Origin of the sequence: Hymenobacter oligotrophus, from assembly GCF_003574965.1 — a bacterium.
Taxonomy (GTDB): domain Bacteria; phylum Bacteroidota; class Bacteroidia; order Cytophagales; family Hymenobacteraceae; genus Solirubrum; species Solirubrum oligotrophum.
Genome location: NZ_CP032317.1, coordinates 1,715,337 through 1,737,147 on the forward strand (window position 1 = coordinate 1,715,337; position 21,811 = coordinate 1,737,147).

The following is a 21,811-nucleotide window of genomic DNA, read 5'->3' on the forward strand; positions in this document are numbered from 1 at the left end:
TGGTACTTTTCTGAATAAAAATAAAATTTTATTTATTGAAACCGTTGTTTGCCAAATAAGTAATCCAATTATTTGCTGGCAAAGTTCTAGGATGAACTTTGTCGTATCTCCTCCACCTTTCTTTTGCCTACCAACCATGAAGCGTGCCCTCCTTACCGGCATTACGGGCCAAGACGGCTCGTATTTGGCCGAGCTGCTGCTCAGCAAAGGTTACGAAGTACACGGCATCAAGCGCCGCTCCTCGCTCTTTAACACCGAACGCATCGACCACCTCTACCAAGACCCCCACGAGCAAGACATCCGCTTCAAGCTGCACTACGGCGACTTGTCGGACTCGACGAACCTGATCCGCATCGTGCAGGAGGTGCAGCCCGACGAGATTTACAACCTCGGGGCCATGTCGCACGTGAAGGTGTCCTTCGACACGCCCGAGTACACGGCCGACGTGGACGGGGTGGGCACCTTGCGCCTGCTGGAAGCCATCCGCATATTGGGCCTGACGGAGAAGACGCGCATTTACCAGGCCAGCACCTCGGAGCTCTACGGCCTGGTGCAGGAGGTGCCGCAGCGCGAAACGACGCCCTTCTACCCCCGCTCGCCCTACGCCGTGGCCAAGCTCTACGCCTACTGGATTACGGTGAACTACCGCGAGGCCTACGGCATGTACGCCTGCAACGGCATCCTCTTCAACCACGAGAGCCCGCTGCGCGGCGAGACGTTCGTGACGCGCAAGATCACGCGCGCGGCGGCCCGCATCGCGCTGGGCCTGCAGGACAAGCTGTTTTTGGGCAACCTCGACGCCAAGCGCGACTGGGGCCACGCCAAGGACTACGTGGAGGCCATGTGGCGCATCCTGCAGCAAGACACGCCCGAGGACTTCGTCATCGCCACGGGCGTGACCACGACCGTGCGCGAGTTCGTGCGCCTGGCGTTCCGCGAACTCGGCATTGAGCTGACGTTTTTCGGCGAAGGCGCCGACGAAACCGGCCACGTGGTGGCCTGCCACAACCCCGAGTTCCAGCTGCCCCTAGGCAAAGAAGTGGTAGCCGTCGACCCGGCGTACTTCCGCCCCACCGAAGTGGAGCTGCTCATCGGCGACCCCACCAAGGCGCAGGAGAAGTTGGGCTGGAAACCGCAATACGACTTGCCGGCCCTGGTGCAGGATATGATGCAGGCCGATCTGGAGCTGTTCCGCCGCGACGCCACGTTGCGCGAAGCCGGTCACAAAGTGCTGAACTACTACGAATAATAGCTATTCGGCACCGGACTGCTTTCCACCTCCTCCACCTATGGAAAAGAACGCTAAGATTTACGTTGCCGGGCACCGCGGAATGGCGGGCTCGGCCATTGTGCGCCGCTTGCAACAAGCCGGCTACCACAACCTGGTGCTGCGGACCTCTAAGGAACTCGACTTGCGCAACCAAGCCGCAGTGGCCGACTTCTTCGCGGAAGAAAAGCCCGGGTATGTGGTGCTTGCTGCTGCCAAAGTAGGCGGCATTGTAGCCAACAACACCTACCGCGCCGATTTCCTGTACGACAACCTCATGATTGAGTCAAACGTGCTGGAGCAAGCCCGCGTGCACGGCGTGCAGAAGCTGCTATACCTAGGCTCGTCGTGCATTTATCCGAAGATGGCGCCTCAGCCCATCAAGGAAGAGTACTTGCTGACCGGACCGCTGGAACCCACCAACGAACCGTACGCCATTGCCAAAATTGCGGGCCTCAAATTGTGCGAGGCCTACCACGACCAGCACGGTTGCCGCTTCATCACGGTGATGCCCACCAACCTGTACGGCCCCGGCGACAACTACCACCCCGAAAACTCGCACGTGATGGCCGCGCTGCTGCGCAAAATCAGCGAGGCGGCAGCCCTAGGTCGGCCGCAGGTGGAGGTGTGGGGCACGGGCAAGCCGTACCGCGAGTTTTTGCACGTCGATGACTTGGCCGATGCTTGTCTGCACCTGCTGCTGCACTACGATGGGCGCGACCCCATTAACGTGGGCACCGGTGAGGACCTTACTATCCGCGAATTAGCCGAAACCATTGCCGAGCTCACCGGCTACCAAGGTGAGTTGGTGTTCGATACTTCTCGCCCCGATGGCACCCCGCGTAAGCTGCTCGATGTAAGCCGCCTGCATAACCTAGGCTGGCACCACCGAATTGAATTACGCGAGGGCATCCGGCACGTTTTGGAGGCCGCTGAGTGGCACACCGATGCCGCCGAAGTAGCCAACCACGCGCTGTCGGCCTTGGCCACCTAGGCGGCAGGTTCGTCGCATTCCATTTAATTAGCCTTACCGCCTATTTATGCACGCAGTACTAAGTAGGGTTCAGCGCAGGGCTGGGCGTTTGTTGCGCGAGTGGGTACCGTACCGCCGCCACTACCGCCCGGTAGGCGTACATGCTAGCAGTGCCCAACTGGCCCAGCAGGCCGGCAGCGGTGCTACGTACAATGAAATTGAGCCGGCCCATACCTCCACGCTGGAGCTTCCGGCCGGCTTTTATGAGTGCGCGGCCGACTTTTCGGGCTTGCACGGCAAACCCAACGCTACCGAGCAGTTGCCCGCTGCTTTTGTGCTAACGCTGCGCAACGGCCGGGTGTACGCCGACAACCCCAACAGCGTAGCCATCATCAGCGCCGACAACCGGTTGGTGGGCGATGTATCGTTTCAGTACGGCAACTCCTGGAACCTCGCGCAGCCCGAGCACAACAACATCTTTCGGCAGCAGTGGTTTGTGGCGCCTACCCGCATCGAGGGCACCGTGTTCAGCTTGCTTTCGGGCGGCGGCGCGGCCTCGGGCAACTACTACCACTGGCTCGTCGACTCGCTGCCCCGCTTGCACCTGTTGCAAGAGGCCGGACTGCTTGGCTCCGTCGATTACTTTTTGGTGTACAACCGCAACCACGGCTTCGTGCGCGAGAGCCTCGCGCACCTAGGCATTGGCCCCGAGCGCATCATCGACGTAGAAACGCACCGCCACGTGCAAGCTACGCAGCTAATTGCCACTACCTCGGTGCGAGGCCAGGGTACCCACGTGCCCCGCTGGGCCAGCGACTACCTGCGCGCGGCATTTTTGCCCCCCGATGCGGCCGTAGCCAGCCGCTTCGGGCCGCTGGTTTACATCAGCCGCCGCGACGCTTCGATGCGCCTAACCCGCAACGAGGCCGAGGTAGAAAAGCTGCTACACGGCTACGGTTTCGAAACGCACGTGCTCAGCCCCTACTCGTTTGCCGAAAAGGTAGCCTTGTTTGCCGGCGCGCGCGTTGTGGTGGGCCCCGTCGGCGCGGGCCTTGCCAACCTGGTTTTCTGCCCCACCGGCGCCAGTGTAATTGAGCTGTTCTCGGAACACTTTGTGGTGGCCGATTACCTCGACTTAGCTACCAAAGCCGGCATGCATTACCAATTTTTGGTCTCGACCCTAGGTGCTCTTGTAAAAGACCGACGCCAGGCCTGGGAAGAAGACCTGCTGATTGACGTAGACGCCCTGCGTGCTCGGGTAGAGCCGCTCGTGGCCGCCAAGCAGCAACTTGCTTAAGCACCTACCCCGCTCCTGTTCACCTGCTTGCGGCAACGGCCGCAACTCCTCCTTTTCAGCTAGCCGCTCCGCCTCATGGCTACTTCCACTGCCACGCCTACGGCGTTGCTTTCCATTGTTACCTGGAACAGCGCCGACACCATTGAACAGTGCCTTGCCTCGGTACTGGCGCAAGACCACCCCAACCTTCAGGTTTGGGTGGTCGATAATGACTCGACCGACGACACCTGCGCCCGGGTGCAGCGCCTCATCGGGGGCGATGCGCGGGTGCAGCTGCACGCGCTGCCCCAAAACACCGGTTTTTGCGGCGGCCACAACTACGCCCTCGACCGCACCAGCACCGATTTTGTGTTGCTGGTGAACCCCGACGTGGTGCTGCCCCCCGACTACCTCAGCCACGCCTTACGCATTATGGAGCGCGACGAGCACATTGGTACGGTGTGCGGCCTGCTGGTGCAAAGCGATGATGCCGACCCGCTCATCGACTCGGCTGGCATGAACCGTTACTCTGCCGGGCGCTTTGGCCTGCGCCTGCACGGCCAGCGCGTTTCGGAGGCGCGCCCCGAAGCCGGTTGGGTTGATGGCGCCGATGGGGCCCTGCCGCTGTACCGCCGCCGTTTTATCGACGACCTGCGCGTGGCCGGCCATTTTTTCGACGAACGTTTTTTTGCGCACAAAGAAGACTGGGACATTGCCTGGCGCGGCCAGCTGTACGGCTGGCGCACTTGGTTCGAGCCCGGGTGCCGGGCGGTGCATCCGCGCGTTTTTCGCCCCGGCGACCTAACCCTGCGCCGCCGCCTAGGGGCCGCTATCAAAGCCGATGCTGTTAAAAACCAACTGCTGCTGCTCACCAAAAATGCGCCCGCCAAACCTGGTTTCTGGTTGCGGGCGCTGCCCCGGCAAGCGGCCGTATTAGCTTATACTTTACTTATGGAACGCTCCTCGTTATCAGCTTATTCCTACATCTGGCGCCACCGGCGCGAGGTGCTAACCAGCCGGCGCCTGGTGCAAGCCCGTGCGCGCCTAGGTGCCCCAGTGCCCCAGGCCGCGGCCAACCAAACCAAGCCTGTGCTGAGCCTGTGCGTGCCCACCTACAAGCGGCCCGAACTGCTGGAGCGCACCCTGCGTTCCATTGGCCCGCTGCCCCCCGATGTGGAGCTGGTTATTTCCGACAACTCGCCGCTGGAGGATACGCGCAGCGAAGAGCTGGTGAAGCGCGTGCTGGCCGATGTGCCGGCCACCCAGTGGCGCTACTACCACAACCCGCCCGGCGGCACCACCGCTACCAACTTCAACCTGTGCATTCTGCGGGCCAAGGGTCATTACGTGATGCAATTTCACGACGACGACTACTTCTTCCCGGGGGGCCTGATGCTCATGCTCAACCGGCTGCGGCGCACGCAGCGCACCCACCCCGTGGTGCTGTTCGGCGTCGATCTGGTGGATATGCAAGAACGCTTTATTCGCCACCAAGGGGTAAAGCAAGAGGTGTTCCTGAAACCCGCCGACGCGCTCAAAGCGGTGCTCACCAATTCTTCGCTGGTGCGCATGCCGGCCATGATCGTGAGCCGCGATGCGTACATGGCGGCCGGCTGCCTCGACGAGCAGCAGGGCCCCAGCGGCGACTCCGATATGTGGGTGCGCCTGTTTGCGCAGCACGGCGTGTTGCGCGTGCCCGAAACGCCGGCCGCCTACACCATTCACCAAGGCGCCGTTACGGCCCAAATGTTTAACCAAGTAACCATCCGGCACCTGATGCGCATGTTCGATAAGGTGCGCACGGCCCAGCACTTGCCCGCCGAGGCGCTCGACCGCGCTCAGGCCAACTATTTCTACCAATTTGTGTTGGCCGGTGCGTACCGGGCCCTGCAACGCGGCGACGTAGCCGAAGGGCGCCAAATTTTGGGGCTGCTGGGCACTCCGGAGTTGCGCGGCCTGCCAGTGCCCGTGCGCTGGTTGCCGGTGCGCGCGGCCTTCTCGCTGCTTTCGCGCCTCGATGGCCGGGTGGTTCGCCCGCTGCTGCCGTCGATATAGGCCGCTGGCTTCCGTTGCAATGCCAAGCCCCGCGGCGCTAACGAGCGCTGCGGGGCTTGGCGTTTTCCTAGATAGCTGGTTTGTGCTTTGCGCGGGGCACCCCGGCGCAAAGCATACCGCCCTAGGTGCCGGCGGCACCTAGGGCGGTTTTGTAGGCATGGGCAGCTGGCTAAGCCACGCTCTCGGCCGCTACTGGCGGCTTGGGCAGCTCGGCAAACGCATAGCGGAAATCAAACAAACGCTTGCTGGTAATCAGCTCCTTGTTTTGCTTGAACTCGGCCCAGCTCGTCAGCAGCACCAGTTCGTCGGCCTGCTCCACGAGGCTTTCGAGCGAGTCGGCGTAGGCTATCGGCAGCTTAAACTCTTTGTCGAACACCTCGTTGGCCATGGGGTCGTAGGCCACAATGCGGCTGTAGCCTTTGGCCAGCAGCTTCTCGATGATGAACTTGCTCGGGCTCAGGCGCACGTCGTCGGAACCGCTCTTGAACGCCAAACCCAGGATGCCAATGGTGGCCTCTTTGTTGGGCACCGCAGCGGCAATCTTGTTGGCCATAAAATCCATGATTTCATCGTTGATTCGCAGGTTGCCTTCCAGAATTTTGGCCTCGAAGCCGTTCTCCTTGGCAATGCTGGCCAGCGCGGCCGTATCCTTGGGCAGGCAGTAGCCGCCGTAGCCGCAGCCGGGGAACACGTAGCTGGCCATGTTGGCCGGGGCCCCTGTCCAGCGCTTGTCCTGATGCAGAATCTTGAATGCCGAGGGCACGTCGATGTCGCCGATGTGCTCGGCAATCATGCTCATCTCGTTTGAGAAGCTGATGAGCGTAGAGAGCAGCGTGTTGGAGAGGTACTTGATGAACTCGGCCGAGTTGTACGTAACGTAGTGTACCGGCGCGTTGAAGGGCAGGTAAATCTGGTTCAGCACTTCTTTGGAACGCTCGTCCTCTACCCCAATCACCACGCGGTCGGGGTTCATAAAGTCGTCCCAGGCGTAGCCCTCGCGCAGAAACTCGGGGTTCGAGGCCAGGCCAATGGGCTTGTTGTACTGTTGGTTTAGCTGATCAACGTAGGGCTTCACCTTCCGCGACACCGTGGAGGGCGGCACCGTGCTTTTCGTCACGATTACTTTAAAGTCGCCTTCGCTGGCCTCGAACACGTCCTTCACGGCGCTCAGCAGGTACGTAAGGTTGGCGCTGCCATCGGGGTTGCCGGGGGTGCCCACGCAAATGATGATGGCCTTGCTGTCGTTCACGGCTTCGTGCAGCGACGCGTCGACGATGAAGTTCTGGCCCAGCTCCTCGCGCAGGGCTTCGTCGAGGTGAGGCTCGTAAAACGGCACCTCGTAGTTCTTGATTTTGGCTACGCGCTCCTGGTTTACGTCGATGCCGTACACCTTGAAGCCTTTTTTGCTGAAGCCCAGGGCCGTGGTAAGCCCAACGAACCCTAATCCGAGTACCGTAATCATTATAGCTGGCCGTTGTTGAGGTGGAGAAATTTCAGGTAGCGCTGGATGCCTTCTTCAATGCGCACCTGCGGGTCGTAGCCCAAAATGGTGCGTGCCTTGGTGAGGTCGGGGCAGCGGCGGTTGGGGTTGTCGGTCATGTACTCCTTGTCGTGCGACACGCTAAAGGAGATTTTGCCCGTGTACCCGAAAATTTCGCGGCCGTTGCGCTCGAAGATTTCGGCAAACTCGCGCACCGACAGCTCTGGGTTGTCCATGCCGATGTTGAACACATCGAACTCGCCGTGCAGCAGCACTTTGAGGTAGCCCGTAATGGCATCGGAGATGTAGCAGAAGGTGCGCGTGGGCGTACCGTCCGACAGGATTTCCAGGTCGCGGCCTTCTACCACGGCTTTGGCAAAGTCGGCGGGCAGGCGCTTGTCGTTGATATTCATGCCGGGCCCGTAGTTGTTGAAGGGCCGCGCCATGCCGATGGGCATGTTGTACTTCTGCGAAAACAGGTAGCACAGCGTTTCGCCGAAGCGCTTGGCCTCGTCGTAGCAAGCCCGTGGGCCAATGGTGGCTACGTTGCCGCGGTACTCCTCTTTGGTCGGGATGAATTCAGGAAACGGGTCGCCGTAAATCTCGCTGCTCGAGAAGAACAGGAAGCCACGCAGCTGCTTTTCGGCATAAAAGTCGAGCAGGCGGCGCAGGCCCGTGATGTTGGCATCTACCGTTTCGATGGGGTAAATGCGGTAGAACGTGGGCGAGGCAATGGAGGCCATGTGAATGACCAAATCGGCCTCGGCGGCACCGGGAATATCCGCTACCGAGTCGGTAATTACGTTGAACTCGTGCAGCTTAATTACCTCGGGCTTGCTGGCCACCAGGTTGTCGAGCCAGTCTTTGGTGCCGGTCAGGAAGTTCTCGAGGGCGATGATGCGCTTGATTTGCAGCTCCTCGGCAAAATGCGCGAAGAAGTGCATAAAGTAGTAGCCCAAAAAGCCGCCGCATCCGGTCAGCAGAATGGTGGAGTCGCGCAGTTTATCCTTTTCCTGGTCGCTAAGCTTTTCATAGATAGCCACCATGTCCTCCCGCAAAATGCGGTTATCGGTTTTGGTAGGTAAGGCGTCGATCATGTATGGGGTAGGTGAAAGGTGGAGGAGCGTGTGCAGGAAGCGAAGCCGGGCTTACACCAGCTCGGCTTTGGGTTGCAAATGCGGGAAGAACAGGGCCGTTTGCTCGCGGTAAAGGCGCTGCACCAGGTTGTCGGCGGGCAGCTCTACGTCGTCGAACGTGATGGGGTGGTCGCGCGGCACGTCGCGCTTCAGTACGCAACCTTCGGCCAGGCCCACGGGCAGCAGGTTTTCGAGGCGGGCGGTTTCGGCGTTTTCGCACTGCCCGTAAGTATCGTAGCCCCCTAGGCCATCGAGCTTGTGGCCGGCTTTCAAGGGTGTTTTGGCGTGCGTTATTACTTCTACCACCGGGCCACCTAGGGGCGCCATGATGATGTCCTGGAACAGCACCATGCGGGCAATGGAAATCGGAATTTCGGCGTAGATGAGGTGGTACGGCGTGTAGAAGCTGTAGAGCGGCCCCGTGCCCAGCTTGCCGTACTCGAGGTAATGCTTGGTTTTGGGGTCGTCGGTGGTGGCGAATACAAACACGCCGGGGCCGGGCTTGGGCCCTACCACATAATCGACGATGCCACCTAGGCGCTTCAGCTCCTCCACGTCGTAGAGGCCGGTCATGTCGTCGACGTGGCCGTCGTGGTGGTAGCCAAGCATACCGCGCTTGGCCACGCCCATGCCGGTGGCGTTGGCCACGCAGGCTTGCTCAATCGAAATTTTGGTGCCGTCGGCAAAGCTGGTTACCATTTCGGGCGTCAGCTGCCAGCGTTCGGCAAAGCCTTTTTGGGTGGTGGGGTTGCGGTAGAAATCCTGCAGCCCTTTGATGTTGCCGCAAATCAGCGGCGTCAGACCCAGGCCCTTCACAAAGCGGTACAGGTTCATGATTACACCGGGTTGGTCGCCGTCGCAACCGCTCAGCATCACGCCCGCTTTGTCGGCGTACACCTTCATAATCGGCCCCACGGTGGCATCTACCTCCGGATTGAAAAGCAGCACGTGCTTTTTGTTCTCGATGGCCTTCATCACCAAGTTGGCGGCGTAATGGATGGTACCGGTGCACTCCACCAGCAAATCCAGCCCCTCTACTTCGCACAGCAGCTCGGCATTTTCCGTCACGGCCAGGCCGCCACCCGAAATACACGCCTGCAGCGAGGCTAAGTCGTTGCACTCCTGAGCGGTGTGGCCGGTGTACGCGTAGGCTTCGTGGGCTTTGCTCAGGGTACGGTTGGCAATAACGCTCACCACCATGCCCGGCGTGTAGCGCATTACCTGGTTTACCATGCCCTTCGCCATTTCCCCGGCGCCCCAAAGTCCTACGCGAATTGGCCGTCCTTCTTGCTCGCGAGCTTGCAGAAATTTATCAAGTATGATCATAACCTGGTTTGGTTGGCAGAGACTTTTACTTATTTTGATTTAAGATAGCCACAAATAGGCCAATATTTCTATTTATTCATAGTAAAATATTACGATCAGGTTTTACACGAAATAGGCTTAAACGTGGTATTCAGCAGGCATTTCATTGATTCACAACGCATCTATTTTAGACTAATTAAAGGCGTTGCCCTAGGTTTTGCTCAATAAATAATGGGTGGTTTTTGCTGAGCCGTAAATAACAACCCCGCCGGTCCCTTTCGGGTCCGACGGGGCGGCACAAGGCATCGAAACTGCTCCACCTTTCAGTTTCGCGCCCGGTACACGGGTTGCACGGAGCGGCCGTGCAGGTATTTGTCGAGGCCTTCGTCGAGGGCCTTGCGGTATACACCAAGCACCTCGTGCAGGCGCTCGGCGGTTAGTTCGATGTCGGCGGGCTGGTGGGCGTAGCTCACAATCAGCGAGGGCAGCAGCAAGCCCCGGCGCAGCGCTTCTTGCAGCACCAAGGTGCGGAACCCCTGCGAGGGCTGCTGGTCGGCGTCGCGGGTGGCGTACACCAGGCACTGCGGCTGGCCCAGTACCGCAAAGTGCCCGCCTAGGTGGTACTCGTCGATCGACTGCGACACGAGGCGGCGCAGGCAGTCGCCGGCTTGCTGCATGTGCTCGTTCACGGGCTCGCGGCGGTAAGCGGCCAACACCGCGCGCATGGCCGCCAGCGAGTGGCTTTCGGCGCCGTAGGTTGTCGAGAGCAAGAACACCCGCTCCTTTTGGTGGTGCAAGCCGCCCAGCTCCATCAGCTCGCGCTTGCCCGCGAGGGCCGCAACGCTAAAGCCGTTGCCGAGGGCTTTGCCCCAGGTGCTGAGGTCGGGCTTTACGCCGTAAAGCGCCTGCGCACCGCCCACGTGCCAGCGCAAGCCGGTAATGATTTCATCGAAGATAAGCACGGTGCCGTGTTGGTCGCAGAGACGGCGCAAACCGGGCAGAAAATCGGGAGCCGGCGGGGTTTCCTTCTCAATTTCCAGAATGATGCAGGCAATTTGGCCGGGGTGCTCGGCAAAAAGCTGTTCCACGCTGCCTAGGTCGTTGTAGCGGAAGCCGAGGGTAAGCTGCCGTACCGCATCGGGTATGCCCGCCCGAACGGCGGTGGTGCCGATAAACCAGTCGTCGGTAGAAAAAAACGGGTGGTCTTGGCAGCAGGCCACCAGGTCGCGGCCGGTAGCGGCACGGGCCAGCTTCACGGCGGCCGTGGTTACGTCGGAGCCATTTTTGGCAAACTTCACCATGTCGCCGGCGCCGGTGGTTTCCAGGAAATCCTCGGCGGCGCGGAGCTCCAGCACGGTTGGCCGGCCCACGTTGGTGGTGCCTCGCAGCATTTCGCGCTGTGCTGCCCGCAGCACCGGGCCGTAGGCGTGCCCTAGGGTTACGGCCCGCAAGCCCATGCCGTACTCGATGTACTCTTGCTGCTCGGTATCCCACACGCGGCAGCCCTTGCCGCGCACCAGGTACGGGGCCATGCTCTCCGGAAACTGGTCGTCGCCTTTGGCATAGGTATGACTTCCGCCCGGAATAACCGCATGAAAGCGCTCCTGCAACGCCAGCACGCCGGTGGCCGTTGCGGCCAGCGCAGGTGTTTGGGCTACGGGCGGCGCCAGTGCTGCAAGTACAGAGGGAGTCATGAGCAGTAGGTATGTTGGGAGGTGGAGCTATAGGAGAAGGTACGCGAAGCGACCCTAGGTCAGAGGATTAGAAACTCGCCTTGGAACCCGAGCTGGCGGGCTTGCTCCTGAATTTCGGGGGCGTAGGTAGGGTTGCTGATGAGCACTACATCAGGATGAAACCCCATCAGTTGTTGGGGCGCTACCACCGGGTGCGCCGTATGGGGCATGTATTGGCCCTGCCGGCGGGGGTTGATGTCGACCACTGCTACCACGCAGTCGTTCAGGTCGAACGTGTTCAGGAAGGTAATGGCGCGCGACCCAGCAGCCCAGATCACCACGTGCATTCTACTGCTACGCAGCTCGTTTACCCGTAGTTGCCATTGCGCAATTACTTTTTCGGCGGCGGTTGTGAAAGCACGCACGGCTACGGGCGTGGTGGGGTCGTTGGTTGGCGGCAACGCGGCAGGCTCGGGCAAGGGCATGCCCGCCGGGCGCGCCACCAGGCTAATGTATTCGCCGTGCCAGCACGGCTCTACTTCGAGCACCTCAAACCCGCTGCTCCGGAACAGGTACGCCAACGATTGCGGCGTAAACCAAGCCGAGTGCTCGTTTACGATGTTCCAAACCACCTGCTCGCCGATGTTGTAAAGCGCGTTTGGCACCTCAAAATAAATCAGCGGCTGTTCGTCCTCCGGAATGGCCCGGCGCAGCATGCGCACAAACTCGGCTTGGTTGCCGGCCATAATATCGAGCATGTGGCGGCAGCTGATGAGCGCGGCCCCGTGCAAGGCGTGGGCTTTGTCGGCCCCGAAAAATTCTTTGCTAAAGTGCAGGTTATCGGGGTTGCTCTGCCCCTCCCGCGGCGCGTAGCTCGGATCGATACCTAGGCCCGACCCCATGCCCGAGCGCAACATAGTGCGCAGAAAGTCGCCGTCGCCGCAGCCGATATCCACCACGCGCTTGCCTTGCAAGCGGTAACGCTGCACCAGGTTTGTTGCCAGGCCATCGGTAAAGGCTTTAAACGAAGGCGAAAACTCCAGCGAAAAGTCGTTGCGGGTGTGGATTATTTTGGCTGGCTCGTAGGCTTCGTTTATAATAAAGTGGCAATGCGGGCAAAACGATAGGCGCACATCGGTGATGGGCGCCGCCAGCGCCGCCGCGCGCGTGGGCCACAGAATGCCGGTTTGCGTGGGTACCCCGTGCACTTCGTAGAATATCTCGCAATTGGCAAAGCCACACACCCTGCAGGGTTTGCTGGCTGCCTGGCGCGGGCGAGCTTCTGTTAGTATTTGGGGTTCCATGGGGAGCGGTCTGAAACGGTGGTGGAGGCGGTAAGCGTACGCATCAGGCCATGGCCAGCAACTCGGCCAGCGCCGAGGCTGCCGCCTCAGACTTGTGCAACACGGCTGGTGCTGGGTGCATGGCTGTATACCTCGAGTTCGGGAATGGCCACTACAAACTGCCCGCCCCACTCGCTGATGAAACCGAGGCGTTCGGCAATTTCTTCGCGTAGGTTCCAGGGCAGAATGAGTACGTAATCGGGTTGTTTTTCGCGAATCAGATCGGCTGCCAGCACCGGAATGTGGCTGCCGGGCAAATATTTATTCTGCTTGTAGGGCGAAACATCGGCCACAAACTCGATGAGCCCGGTACCCTGAATGCCGCAGTAGTTGATAAGCGTATTGCCTTTGGCGGCGGCGCCGTAGCCGGCTACGCGCTTGCCCAGGCGCTTTTGCTCCAGCAAAAACCCCAACAAATCGGTGCGCACCGTATCGATGCGGGGCTGAAAATCTTGGTAGTACTCCAGCGTGAGCATGCCCGCCTCCCGCTCGCGGGCCAGCAAGGCCCGCACCGCCTCGGTTACGGGCTTGGCGGCGTCGGTGGTGTGGCGCGCAAAAATGCGCAACGAGCCGCCGTGCGTGGGCAGCTCCTCCAAATCGAACACGGTAAGGCCCTGCGAGGCAAAAATGCGGTTTACCGTGCTCAACGACAGGTAGCTGTAGTGCTCGTGGTAAATCGTGTCGAACTGGCACTTCTCCACCAAATTCAGCAAGTGCGGAAACTCCATCGTTACCACGCCGCCGGGCTTCAGGGCCACGTGCATGCCGCCCACAAAGTCGTTGATGTCGGGCACGTGGGCCAGCACGTTGTTGCCGATGATGAGGTCGGCCTTCTGATCGGCGCTGGCCAGCTCGCGGGCCAGCTTGGTGGTGAAGAAATCGACCAGCGTACGAATGCCTTTGCCGGCCGCAATGCGGGCGGTGTTGGCCGTAGGGTCGATGCCCAGCACCGGCACGCCGTACTCCTGGAAGTACTGCAGCAGGTAGCCGTCGTTGGAGGCCGCTTCAATCACCAGCGAATCCTGGGTGTAGCCAAAGCGCGTCATCATCATGTCGACGTAGCGTTTGGCGTGGTTGAGCCAGCTGCTGGAGTACGAAGAGAAATACGTGTACTCGGCCCCGAATATGTCGGCGGCCTTTTTTACCTCCCCGATTTGCACCAGAAAGCAGTTGTGGCAAACGTAGGTCTTGAGCGGGTAGTGCAGTTCGGGCTCCTCCAGTTGCTGGGCACTCAACATCGAGTTGGAGGGCGGACAATGACCTAGGTCAGCGAAAACGTGGTGTAGTTCTGTTTCACAGTGCCGGCAGTTCATAGTGCAAAGGCTTTCAGAAAGCTCAGGTGAAGAAGGCCGCTCCGCCCGCAAGCGTGGCTCCTGGCTGCTACCTTGCTAGGTGTGGGAAATGAGTTGCTGGGCAAACGGGGCAGGCTAGCCGAGCCAAGGGCTGGGCAGCACCGCCCAACGCTTTACTCGGCACTTACCACTGCTGGTTTGGGAGTACGGATAAGCGTGAAATCGGGATGCTGCTGGTCGCGGGCCGAAACCAGCACCGGTTCCATCGGCCACTCGATACCAAAGGCTGGGTCGTTCCAGCGAATGCCGGCCTCGTGCTGGGGCGCGTACTTGGCCGATACCTGGTAGCTGATGTCGGTATTGTCCTGCAGGGTAAGAAACCCGTGGGCAAAACCCGCCGGCACGTACAACATGCGGTACGAGTCGGCGGTTAGCTCCACGCCCAGCCACTGCCCATAGGTGGGCGAGTCGGGACGCAAATCCACGATTACATCGTAGAGGGCGCCGCGCGTGCAACGCACCAGTTTGGCTTCGGCGTAGGGTTCGGTTTGGTAGTGCAGGCCGCGCAAGGTGCCCTTGCGGGGGTTGTGCGAAAGGTTGGCTTGCAGCGGCGGCGTGCTGATGCCGCGGGCCGCAAACTCGTCTTCGCACCAGGAGCGGGCAAAAAAGCCGCGCTCATCGGCTATCCGCTCCACATCGACGATGAAAGCGCCGGGAAGTTCCGTCTCGGTGAAGATCATACAGGTGGGGTTGTTGCAACAGGCAGGGCAGCGAGCCAACTCGGCACCGGCCCCTAGGGCTGGCGCACGGCGGGGCACCTAGGGCCCGCCGGGTGTGCTTGCCGCAGCAGCTGGCTGCCGACAACAAATAGGGCGTTAGTCGATGGGCAAAATGGTGGGCAGGGCAATCCGCTCGCCGATGGGCGCCTGCACCGGCCCCGACAGAATTTCTTCCATCACCGGGTCGGCGGCGGGGGCGGGCTTGTCGCTCCAGACCTTCCAGGCGGCTTCGCCGCGTTGCCACATATCCTCGAGTAGGTTCTTGTCGCGGAGTGTGTCCATGGGCTGCCAAAAACCTTGGTGGCGGAAAGCCGCCAGCTTGCCTTCGGCTGCCAGGCGCTCGAGCGGGCCTTTTTCCCACACGGTGCTATCGGCCTCGATGTAGTCGAACACGGCGGGCTCCAGCACAAAAAAGCCGCCGTTGATCCAGGGCGTTTCGGCGCCTTCGGGCTTCTCCGTAAACGCCTCGATGCGGCCCGAATCTTCGCCTAGGTTAAACACCCCAAAACGGCCTGGCTGGCGCACCGCTGTAAGGGTAGCCATGGCTCCCTGCTCGCGGTGGAAGCGCACGGCCTCGCGAATATCAATGTTGCCCACGCCATCGCCGTAGGTCATGCAAAACGTTTCGTTGCCTACGTACTCGCGCACCCGGCGCAGGCGGCCACCCGTCATGGTTTCGAGGCCGGTATCAACCAAGGTCACCGTCCAGGGCTCGGCGTTGTGGCGGTGCACCTGCATTTCGTTGCGGTCGACGCGAAACGTGATGTCGGCGTTGTGCAAGAAGTAATCGGCAAAATATTGCTTGATCATGTGCCCTTTGTAGCCGCAGCACACCACAAAATCGGTGATGCCGTGGTGGGCGTAGATTTTGAGGATGTGCCACAAGATGGGCCGGCCGCCTACCTCGACCATCGGTTTGGGACGTACGCCGCTTTCCTCGCTAATGCGGGTGCCGTAGCCCCCCGCCAGGATAACTGCTTTCATGTATTGGGTGAAATTTGGTGGAGAGTAGCTGTTGAACGGGTGTATTCGCCGGCGCCTCGGCTGGACGCAAGCAGGATACTTGATTCGATATGACTAAAGATATTTTTAATTATAACTTACGAATTACAAATTCCACAGTTAATTTTAATAAGTATAATACATCTTAAAATATTATAAAATTTGCGTTGGCGGTTACGCAGCGACTGGCTCACCAAGGAGCCGGCTCGGCAGGCCGCCCCACTAGGTGTTGCACCGCCCGCTTCGACATCAGCCACACAAACCGCGAGTTGGTAACGAGGTAGCGGCGCCACAGGCGGCGGGGTTCTAGGTACAGGCGGTAGGCCCACTCCAGCCAGAGCTTACGGGCCCACTCGGGTAACCGACGCTCCAGGCCGGCGTAGGTCAGAAAAGCCTGCCCCACCCCAAGCATACAAGCCGTTACGCGCCCCTGGTGTTGGGCCATCCACTGCTCCTGGCGCGGGCAACCTAGGGCCACAAACACAAGGTCGGGGTTGGCGGCGTTGATGCGGGCCACGTCGGCTTCGTCTTCGGCCGGGGTAAGCGGCCGGAAGGGCGGCGCGTGCATGCCGGCCACGCGCAGCGTGGGCAACTCGCGCCGGATGCGTTCGTCGATGGCTTGCAGCACGTTTTCGGTGGTGCCGTAGAAGTACACCGACTGGTTGCGCCGGGCGGCCTCGGCCAGCAGCAAGGGCAAGGCATCCATGCCGGCTACGCGCGGCTGGCGGGGGCCACCAAACCAACGCACGGCGGCAGCCACGGGGCTGCCGTCGGGGGCTACCACGGCGGCCCGGTTTACCACGGCGCCAAAAGATGGCTGGCGGTAGGCCTCCACCACCATGTGCACGTTGGCAAAGCACACGTACGACGAGGTACGGGCTGCACCTAATTTCAGAATGGTGTCGACCATGGCCGTGGGCGTACCGGTCGAAATCCAGGTGTTCAGGACGGGGTAACGAGGTAGCACAGAAGCGGTGGATGAAGTAGGAGTCGGGAGAAGTTGGCTGGGTAGCCGTGCGGGCTTGGGGGCTGCCGAACGGGGCTGGGGCTAGTAGGCGTTCTTCTCGCCGCGCACCATGTTCCAAACCGTTTGGCCGATGATCTTCATATCGAGCCCAAACGACCAGTTCTCCACGTACTTCAGGTCGTACTCCACGCGTTTTTCCATGGTGCCTTCCTCGCGGGTTTCGCCGCGGTAGCCGTTCACTTGGGCGTAGCCCGTGATGCCGGGCGTTACGGCGTGGCGCATCTGGTATTGGGTGATGTGCTTGGAGTACTCCTCGAGCTGCGACACCATGTTGGGGCGCGGGCCCACCACCGACATGTGGCCCAGCAGCACGTTGAAGAACTGCGGCAGCTCGTCGAGGTTGTACTTGCGCAGGTAGGCGCCCACGCGGGTTACGCGCGGATCGTTTTTGGTAGCCTGCAGCTCGGTGCGGCCGTGGGAGGCGCTCATGGTGCGCAGCTTAAAGCACGGGAAAAGCTGGTTGTGCTTGCCTGGGCGCATCTGCTTAAAGAATATCGGCCCGCGCGAATCGAGCTTGATCAGCAACGCCAGAATGGGCATGATGATCGGGAACACCAGCAGGATTACCGCCAGCGAAAAAGCCACGTCGAAGATGCGCTTGAGCATCTGGTTCGTGCGAATGCCCAGCGGCTCGTGCCGAATGGTAAGAATGGGCATGTGGTCGTAGAAGTACACGTTCACGTCCTTGCGCACGGTACCGCGGAAATCGGGCACGATGCGGAACGAGAGGAAATGCTGATCGGCAAACTGCGAGAGTTCCTCGATGAGGTCGCGCCGATCGAGCGGCATGGCAAAGTAGATTTCGTCGATGCGGTTTTGCTGGCAAAAGGTTTTCAGATCGGATACTCCGCCGCGCACTAAGTTGCGCAGGCCGCCGGGCACGGGCTCGTCGGCAAAAAAGCCGGCAAACTCGTTGGCGATGGGGTCGTGCGAGGCCAGGAAACGGTACAGGCTTTGGCCGCTTTCGCCGGCGCCTACAATTACGTAGCGGCTAACCGGGCGCGCTACGTGGCGCAGGTACTGGCGGTAGCCAAACGTGAGCACGAAGCGCCCCGACACCACTGCTACCAGCGACAGGCTGTAAGCCGCAAACAAAAAGCGGGCGGGCACCCAGTATTGTTGCATCAGTACTGCGCCCGTGAGCAGCAGTACCGCGTGCAGCAAAAAGGTGCGCACCACGTACATCAGCTTCTCGGGGTACGTGATGAGCCTGTCGACGCGGTAGATGTTGGCGTACTGGCCGGAGAGTATCCACCAAAGGAGGGCGAATACAACTAAAAGTGCCGGGTAAATGCCTTCAAAATTCCAAGTACCCGACGTGATGTAGCCAGCGCAGCGAAAGGCGCCGAAAATCAGCAACACGTCGGTGATGGGCAGGATTACACGAGAGGCATCGGTGTAGTGGCGGTACCGTTCCATAGTTACGGGTGCAGGTGGTTGCGACGTAAAGACTTGGAGCTGCCGGAGTCCGTTACAAGGGCTCAGTACGGGCAAGGTAAGAAAAGGATATTACTTAATAAGTATTAATTATTACTTATTTAATATTAAATCTAATCAAACTAGTTTAAGTACCATGGCTAAGCCTATGCCTCAGGCTTCGATTTTCCTGCGGCAGGCCCTAAACGCCGCATACAGCCGAGCTTTGCTTTGTGCTTAAGCTACTGATGCTCACCTGCTTCGTCGGCGAAGCTCCTCTGTAGTTCCGGCTACACCCGCGTAGGGAGGGTTTTGGGATGCGACATCCAAAATCTTCACAAAAAAATTTTAGATAAACCACATTTTCACCTTGCAGCCAGCGGCAGGCGGGGGCGGCAAAAGCGCTGCGGTAAGCAAGCCAGGCTGCGAGGTACTGTTGAGTTGGGTGCGTTCTTTTGGTCGGGTACCTTTGCGCTGCCTAGGTGCCACGGGCCGTGTGGGGTGCCGGAGCAGTGCGGGGCCTTCTCTCCCATCCGCTCCTGCTGGATTATGACGACGGCGCTATTTTTGGCTATGAACCCTGCTTACACGGTGGCCCCGGCCACCGCCGCCGACGTGCCCGCGCTTGTTCAGCTCATTAACGCTGCATACCGCAGCGAACCAGACCGCGCCGGCTGGACGGGCGAAGGGCACCTGCTCAGCGGCCCACGCACCGACGCCGCGGCACTGCTGGAGCTTTTACAGACGCCCGGCGCCACTATTCTTACCTACCGCAACGCCGTGGCCCAACTGCTGGGCTGCGTGTTTGTGCAGCCCCAGCAAGACACCCTTTACCTGGGCCTGCTGGCGGTGCAGCCCACGGCCCAAACGCACGGCATCGGCAAGCAGCTGTTGCAGGCAGCCGAGGCCTACGCCCGCCAACACGCCTGCCGCAGCATCACGATTACGGTGCTTTCGGCGCGGCCCGAGTTGGTAGCGTGGTACGAGCGGCACGGCTTTCGGGGCACCGGCAACGCGCACCCGTTTACGGATGACACGCGCTTTGGCGTACCCTCCCAGACCCTTACGTTGCTCGAAATGCAAAAGCCGTTGCCTTAGCCCGTTAGCTGCTCGTTAAAAGCTGGCCCTGCGGCACCTAGGGCGCGCTGGCTTTGGCACGCACCTGGGGCAATTGGCTGGTTGGCGGGCCGGCCTTGGCCGCTGGTGGCCGCGGCACCGCCTAGGTGCCGCGGCGCGGCTGGCGTGCGGGCAGCTGTTGCCTGCCGGGCAAGCGCCCTATGTGCTATTTAAAGCTGAACAGAAACGGAAAAATGAACGTGACGATAACCGTCCAGATAAAGTAAATGGGCAGGTACACGGCAATGGCGCGCCCCACCCCGCCGAGGCTGCTCTTGCGCGACGCCGCCCCGAACAGCTGAGCCGTTACAAGCAGCAGGTGCACCAAAATGAGCACGTTGCCGCCCAGCACTGCGGCCCGGTTCGGGGTGATGCCCCAAGTTGAAATCCGGAACAGAATGGCCGACAGCGCCACGCCGTTGACGAGTACTGTAACGGCCGAAAGCAGGGCCAGCACCCAAATTTCGGGGCGCGTTTTGGTGGCGTGGGCGCCTTCCGAAACCGAGAAAAAGATAATGGCCAGCACACCGATCAGCAGCGCGTTGAAAATCAGCAGAAACTCCCGGTCGTTGTAGGGGTCTTTGCCCGAGTACAGCATTGCGCCCAGGTACACCACCAGCATTACCAACACCAGCGGGCTGAAGATGCGGGCAATAACCGGCGACACCCGGCCCACCAGCTGCGGGTTGGTTTGCGTGAGGTAGGTGCCCACAATGGGCGCGGCCGCCAGCCCGAATACCACCACGTACTGCACGTAAAACTCCTCGATTTGCAGCCCGATCAGGGAAAACAAGCCGATGGTGATGCCCGTCATGATGGCGCCGGCAATCAGGATAAGCGTGGTGATAACCACCAAGTCGCCGTTGTATTTCAGAAAACCCAAGCGCTTATCGGGGTTATTGGCAGCGCCGCCCACGTAGGCAAACCCCAGCAACGACCACAAAAACAGCAGCAAGTGCACGCACGAGAGCAGCAGTGTGTCGCTGGTGGGCACATTGGGCAGCCAGTTAATGAACAGCACGGCCAATAGGCTGGCCCCTACCAGAAACGCCGCGGGGCCAACGGCCAGCTTGTTGCGCCAGGCGAAATAGGCCGAGAGCAGCGGAAACACCACGAAGCCGATGTTGCGCAGGTAAAAGAACTCCTCGCGGAGGTGAAAAATGGCCGGCAACTTGGCAATCAGCCCCGCCAGCAACGACGCAACGACGACAAACCCTAGGTGCGTGCCGCCTCCGGCAACCGCCGGGGCAGTATATGTAAGGCGGGCGTGCCAATAGGCCAGCAGCACGTTGTCGGGTTGCGCGGGGTACGCAGCCTGAAAGGCCCGCCGGAAAGCCGGTTTGTCTTCGCGGTACAACCGTTCCAGCAGCTGCGGATTGTTAAGGTTGGCGAGGATGAGGTTTTCCATGCGGGCGATGAATTGGCGCGTTACACTAAAGTACTTTGTGTTTCAAAGCTAATAATCTTGCCGTAACCTGCATTGCTCCTGCGCGAAAAAGTTTGCACTACCACCTAGGGCCGCGCCAAGTAATTCAGTCAATTCCTCTGCGAAGGGCAAGCAGCCCACCTTGGCTATACCCGTATGGGCGGCAACGACCAACCTTTTTTGGCAGCCAGCAGCCGAAAAACGGTAATCACGCCCACCGACACGAGGAAATTAATCGTCGGATCGAAGCCCAAAAACAGCAGCAGCACGTACAGCACCGCTCCGGTTAGGCAAGGCGTAGCGTACAGCTGCCGCTCAAACACCAGCGGCACCTCGTTGGCTAGCGTATCGCGGATGACGCCGCCAAACAGCGCCGACACAATGCCGAGCAGCACTGCCGCCCACGCGTTTACGCCCGCGCTCAGGGCCTTTTGCAGCCCCAGAATGGTAAATATGCCAATGCCCAAAGTATCGAACACCAGCAGCGGGCGCTGCAACACGCCCAACCACCAGCGCCGGCAAACCACGGCAATTAGTACGCTCGCGGTTATTACCACCAGGTAGTTGGCGTCGGTAATCCAAGCCACCGGATGGGTTCGAATGATGACATCGCGCAGGGTGCCGCCGCCCACTGCCGTCACAAACGCGAAGATGAACAGCGTGAGCACGTCGTGGTCTTTCTTCTTGTGCAAGGCGGCCAGGGTGCCCGATATGGCAAACACGCCGGTCCCGATTAAATCCGTCAGGTAGATTACACTCATACACAAACTCGTCAAGCGCCAAAGGTCGGGCCCCAGTTACCGAAGGTGCCCGTTAAAAAGCAAATTGTTGGCAGTGCGTACGCCGCCCGAACGGGTTGCGCCCGTGCGCTTGCGGCCCCGCTTAGGCCGAAGCTTTGCGGGCGAGGGCGTGCCGGCAACCGCGCTCCTCCTAGGTGCCGCCAGCCAAAGCGGTGCCGGGGAGCTGGCCCACTGCGTAGTTGGCGTAGTGTGCGCGATAGGTTCGTCCTTTGCTCGTTGGGTGGGCTTGGCGGCTGGTTGCTGCAGCTAACGACGGGCAAAGCTATTGGCATTAAACAAAAAACCCTGCTTACTGGTCGTAAACAGGGTTTTAGTGGGCCCAGCTGGAATCGAACCAGCGACCTACTGATTATGAGTCAGTTGCTCTAACCGATTGAGCTATAGGCCCGGCTGAAACCTCAGTACTGAAAAGGCAGTTGGTTGGTTTCGGCGGCGCAATCTACCA

The 21,811-nt window shown here is 60.2% G+C and carries 17 protein-coding genes and 1 tRNA gene; 5 read left to right on the top strand and 13 right to left on the bottom strand.

Annotated elements, in window-relative coordinates; translation table 11 throughout:
* Window positions 1–136: 136 nt before the first annotated feature.
* The 4 genes from gmd to D3Y59_RS07335 all read left to right on the top strand — a co-directional run bounded on the left by gmd (window position 137) and on the right by D3Y59_RS07335 (window position 5,571).
* Window positions 137–1,249: a GDP-mannose 4,6-dehydratase gene (gene gmd, locus D3Y59_RS07320; RefSeq protein ID WP_119444459.1), complete on the top strand. Its 1,113-nt coding sequence runs from the start codon at window positions 137–139 to the stop codon at window positions 1,247–1,249.
* Window positions 1,250–1,289: 40 nt separating this feature from the next.
* Window positions 1,290–2,261, top strand: a complete 972-nt coding sequence (locus D3Y59_RS07325; protein ID WP_119444460.1) for a GDP-L-fucose synthase family protein — start codon at window positions 1,290–1,292, stop codon at window positions 2,259–2,261.
* A gap of 46 nt (window positions 2,262–2,307) precedes the next feature.
* Entirely contained in the window at window positions 2,308–3,537 is a 1,230-nt protein-coding gene (locus D3Y59_RS07330) for a glycosyltransferase family 61 protein (protein ID WP_119444461.1), read from the top strand.
* 75 nt (window positions 3,538–3,612) lie between these two features.
* Entirely contained in the window at window positions 3,613–5,571 is a 1,959-nt protein-coding gene (locus D3Y59_RS07335) for a glycosyltransferase family 2 protein (RefSeq protein WP_119444462.1), read from the top strand.
* A gap of 169 nt (window positions 5,572–5,740) precedes the next feature.
* On the opposite strand, the gene D3Y59_RS07340 is transcribed toward D3Y59_RS07335, so the two are convergent.
* The 10 genes from D3Y59_RS07340 to D3Y59_RS07385 all read right to left on the bottom strand — a co-directional run bounded on the left by D3Y59_RS07340 (window position 5,741) and on the right by D3Y59_RS07385 (window position 18,027).
* Window positions 5,741–7,033: a UDP-glucose dehydrogenase family protein gene (locus tag D3Y59_RS07340; RefSeq protein WP_240410566.1), complete on the bottom strand. Its 1,293-nt coding sequence runs from the start codon at window positions 7,031–7,033 to the stop codon at window positions 5,741–5,743.
* Window positions 7,033–8,148 (bottom strand): NAD-dependent epimerase/dehydratase family protein, encoded by a 1,116-nt coding sequence (locus tag D3Y59_RS07345; protein WP_119444464.1) that lies wholly within the window; start codon window positions 8,146–8,148, stop codon window positions 7,033–7,035. The genes D3Y59_RS07340 and D3Y59_RS07345 overlap by 1 nt, the downstream gene beginning before the upstream one ends.
* A 51-nt stretch (window positions 8,149–8,199) precedes the next feature.
* Window positions 8,200–9,513, bottom strand: a complete 1,314-nt coding sequence (locus D3Y59_RS07350; RefSeq protein ID WP_119444465.1) for an NAD(P)H-dependent oxidoreductase — start codon at window positions 9,511–9,513, stop codon at window positions 8,200–8,202.
* A 302-nt stretch (window positions 9,514–9,815) separates the two neighbouring features.
* Entirely contained in the window at window positions 9,816–11,186 is a 1,371-nt protein-coding gene (locus tag D3Y59_RS07355) for a glutamate-1-semialdehyde 2,1-aminomutase (RefSeq protein WP_119444466.1), read from the bottom strand.
* A gap of 59 nt (window positions 11,187–11,245) precedes the next feature.
* Window positions 11,246–12,469: a class I SAM-dependent methyltransferase gene (locus tag D3Y59_RS07360; protein ID WP_119444467.1), complete on the bottom strand. Its 1,224-nt coding sequence runs from the start codon at window positions 12,467–12,469 to the stop codon at window positions 11,246–11,248.
* Between the two features lie 86 nt (window positions 12,470–12,555).
* Window positions 12,556–13,821, bottom strand: a complete 1,266-nt coding sequence (locus tag D3Y59_RS07365) for a class I SAM-dependent methyltransferase (RefSeq protein ID WP_119444468.1) — start codon at window positions 13,819–13,821, stop codon at window positions 12,556–12,558.
* Window positions 13,822–13,973: 152 nt separating this feature from the next.
* Window positions 13,974–14,540, bottom strand: a complete 567-nt coding sequence (gene rfbC, locus D3Y59_RS07370; protein ID WP_119444469.1) for a dTDP-4-dehydrorhamnose 3,5-epimerase — start codon at window positions 14,538–14,540, stop codon at window positions 13,974–13,976.
* Window positions 14,541–14,675: 135 nt separating this feature from the next.
* Complete coding sequence (gene rfbF, locus D3Y59_RS07375) at window positions 14,676–15,563, bottom strand: glucose-1-phosphate cytidylyltransferase (RefSeq protein WP_119444470.1); 888 nt, start codon at window positions 15,561–15,563, stop codon at window positions 14,676–14,678.
* A 208-nt stretch (window positions 15,564–15,771) separates the two neighbouring features.
* Complete coding sequence (locus tag D3Y59_RS07380) at window positions 15,772–16,548, bottom strand: WecB/TagA/CpsF family glycosyltransferase (RefSeq protein WP_119444471.1); 777 nt, start codon at window positions 16,546–16,548, stop codon at window positions 15,772–15,774.
* A gap of 81 nt (window positions 16,549–16,629) precedes the next feature.
* Window positions 16,630–18,027, bottom strand: coding sequence for an undecaprenyl-phosphate glucose phosphotransferase (locus D3Y59_RS07385; protein WP_119444472.1), 1,398 nt, complete (start codon window positions 18,025–18,027; stop codon window positions 16,630–16,632).
* A gap of 570 nt (window positions 18,028–18,597) precedes the next feature.
* On the opposite strand from D3Y59_RS07385, the gene D3Y59_RS07390 reads away from it, so the two are divergent.
* Entirely contained in the window at window positions 18,598–19,122 is a 525-nt protein-coding gene (locus tag D3Y59_RS07390; protein WP_119444473.1) for a GNAT family N-acetyltransferase, read from the top strand.
* 184 nt (window positions 19,123–19,306) lie between these two features.
* On the opposite strand, the gene D3Y59_RS07395 is transcribed toward D3Y59_RS07390, so the two are convergent.
* From D3Y59_RS07395 to D3Y59_RS07405, 3 genes are all read right to left on the bottom strand, one after another.
* Window positions 19,307–20,548 carry a hypothetical protein gene (locus tag D3Y59_RS07395; protein WP_119444474.1) on the bottom strand — a complete coding sequence of 414 codons (1,242 nt, stop codon included), beginning with the start codon at window positions 20,546–20,548 and terminating at the stop codon, window positions 19,307–19,309.
* Between the two features lie 164 nt (window positions 20,549–20,712).
* Window positions 20,713–21,327, bottom strand: coding sequence for a trimeric intracellular cation channel family protein (locus tag D3Y59_RS07400; protein ID WP_119444475.1), 615 nt, complete (start codon window positions 21,325–21,327; stop codon window positions 20,713–20,715).
* Between the two features lie 353 nt (window positions 21,328–21,680).
* A tRNA-Ile gene (locus D3Y59_RS07405) sits at window positions 21,681–21,754 on the bottom strand.
* Window positions 21,755–21,811 lie beyond the last annotated feature (57 nt).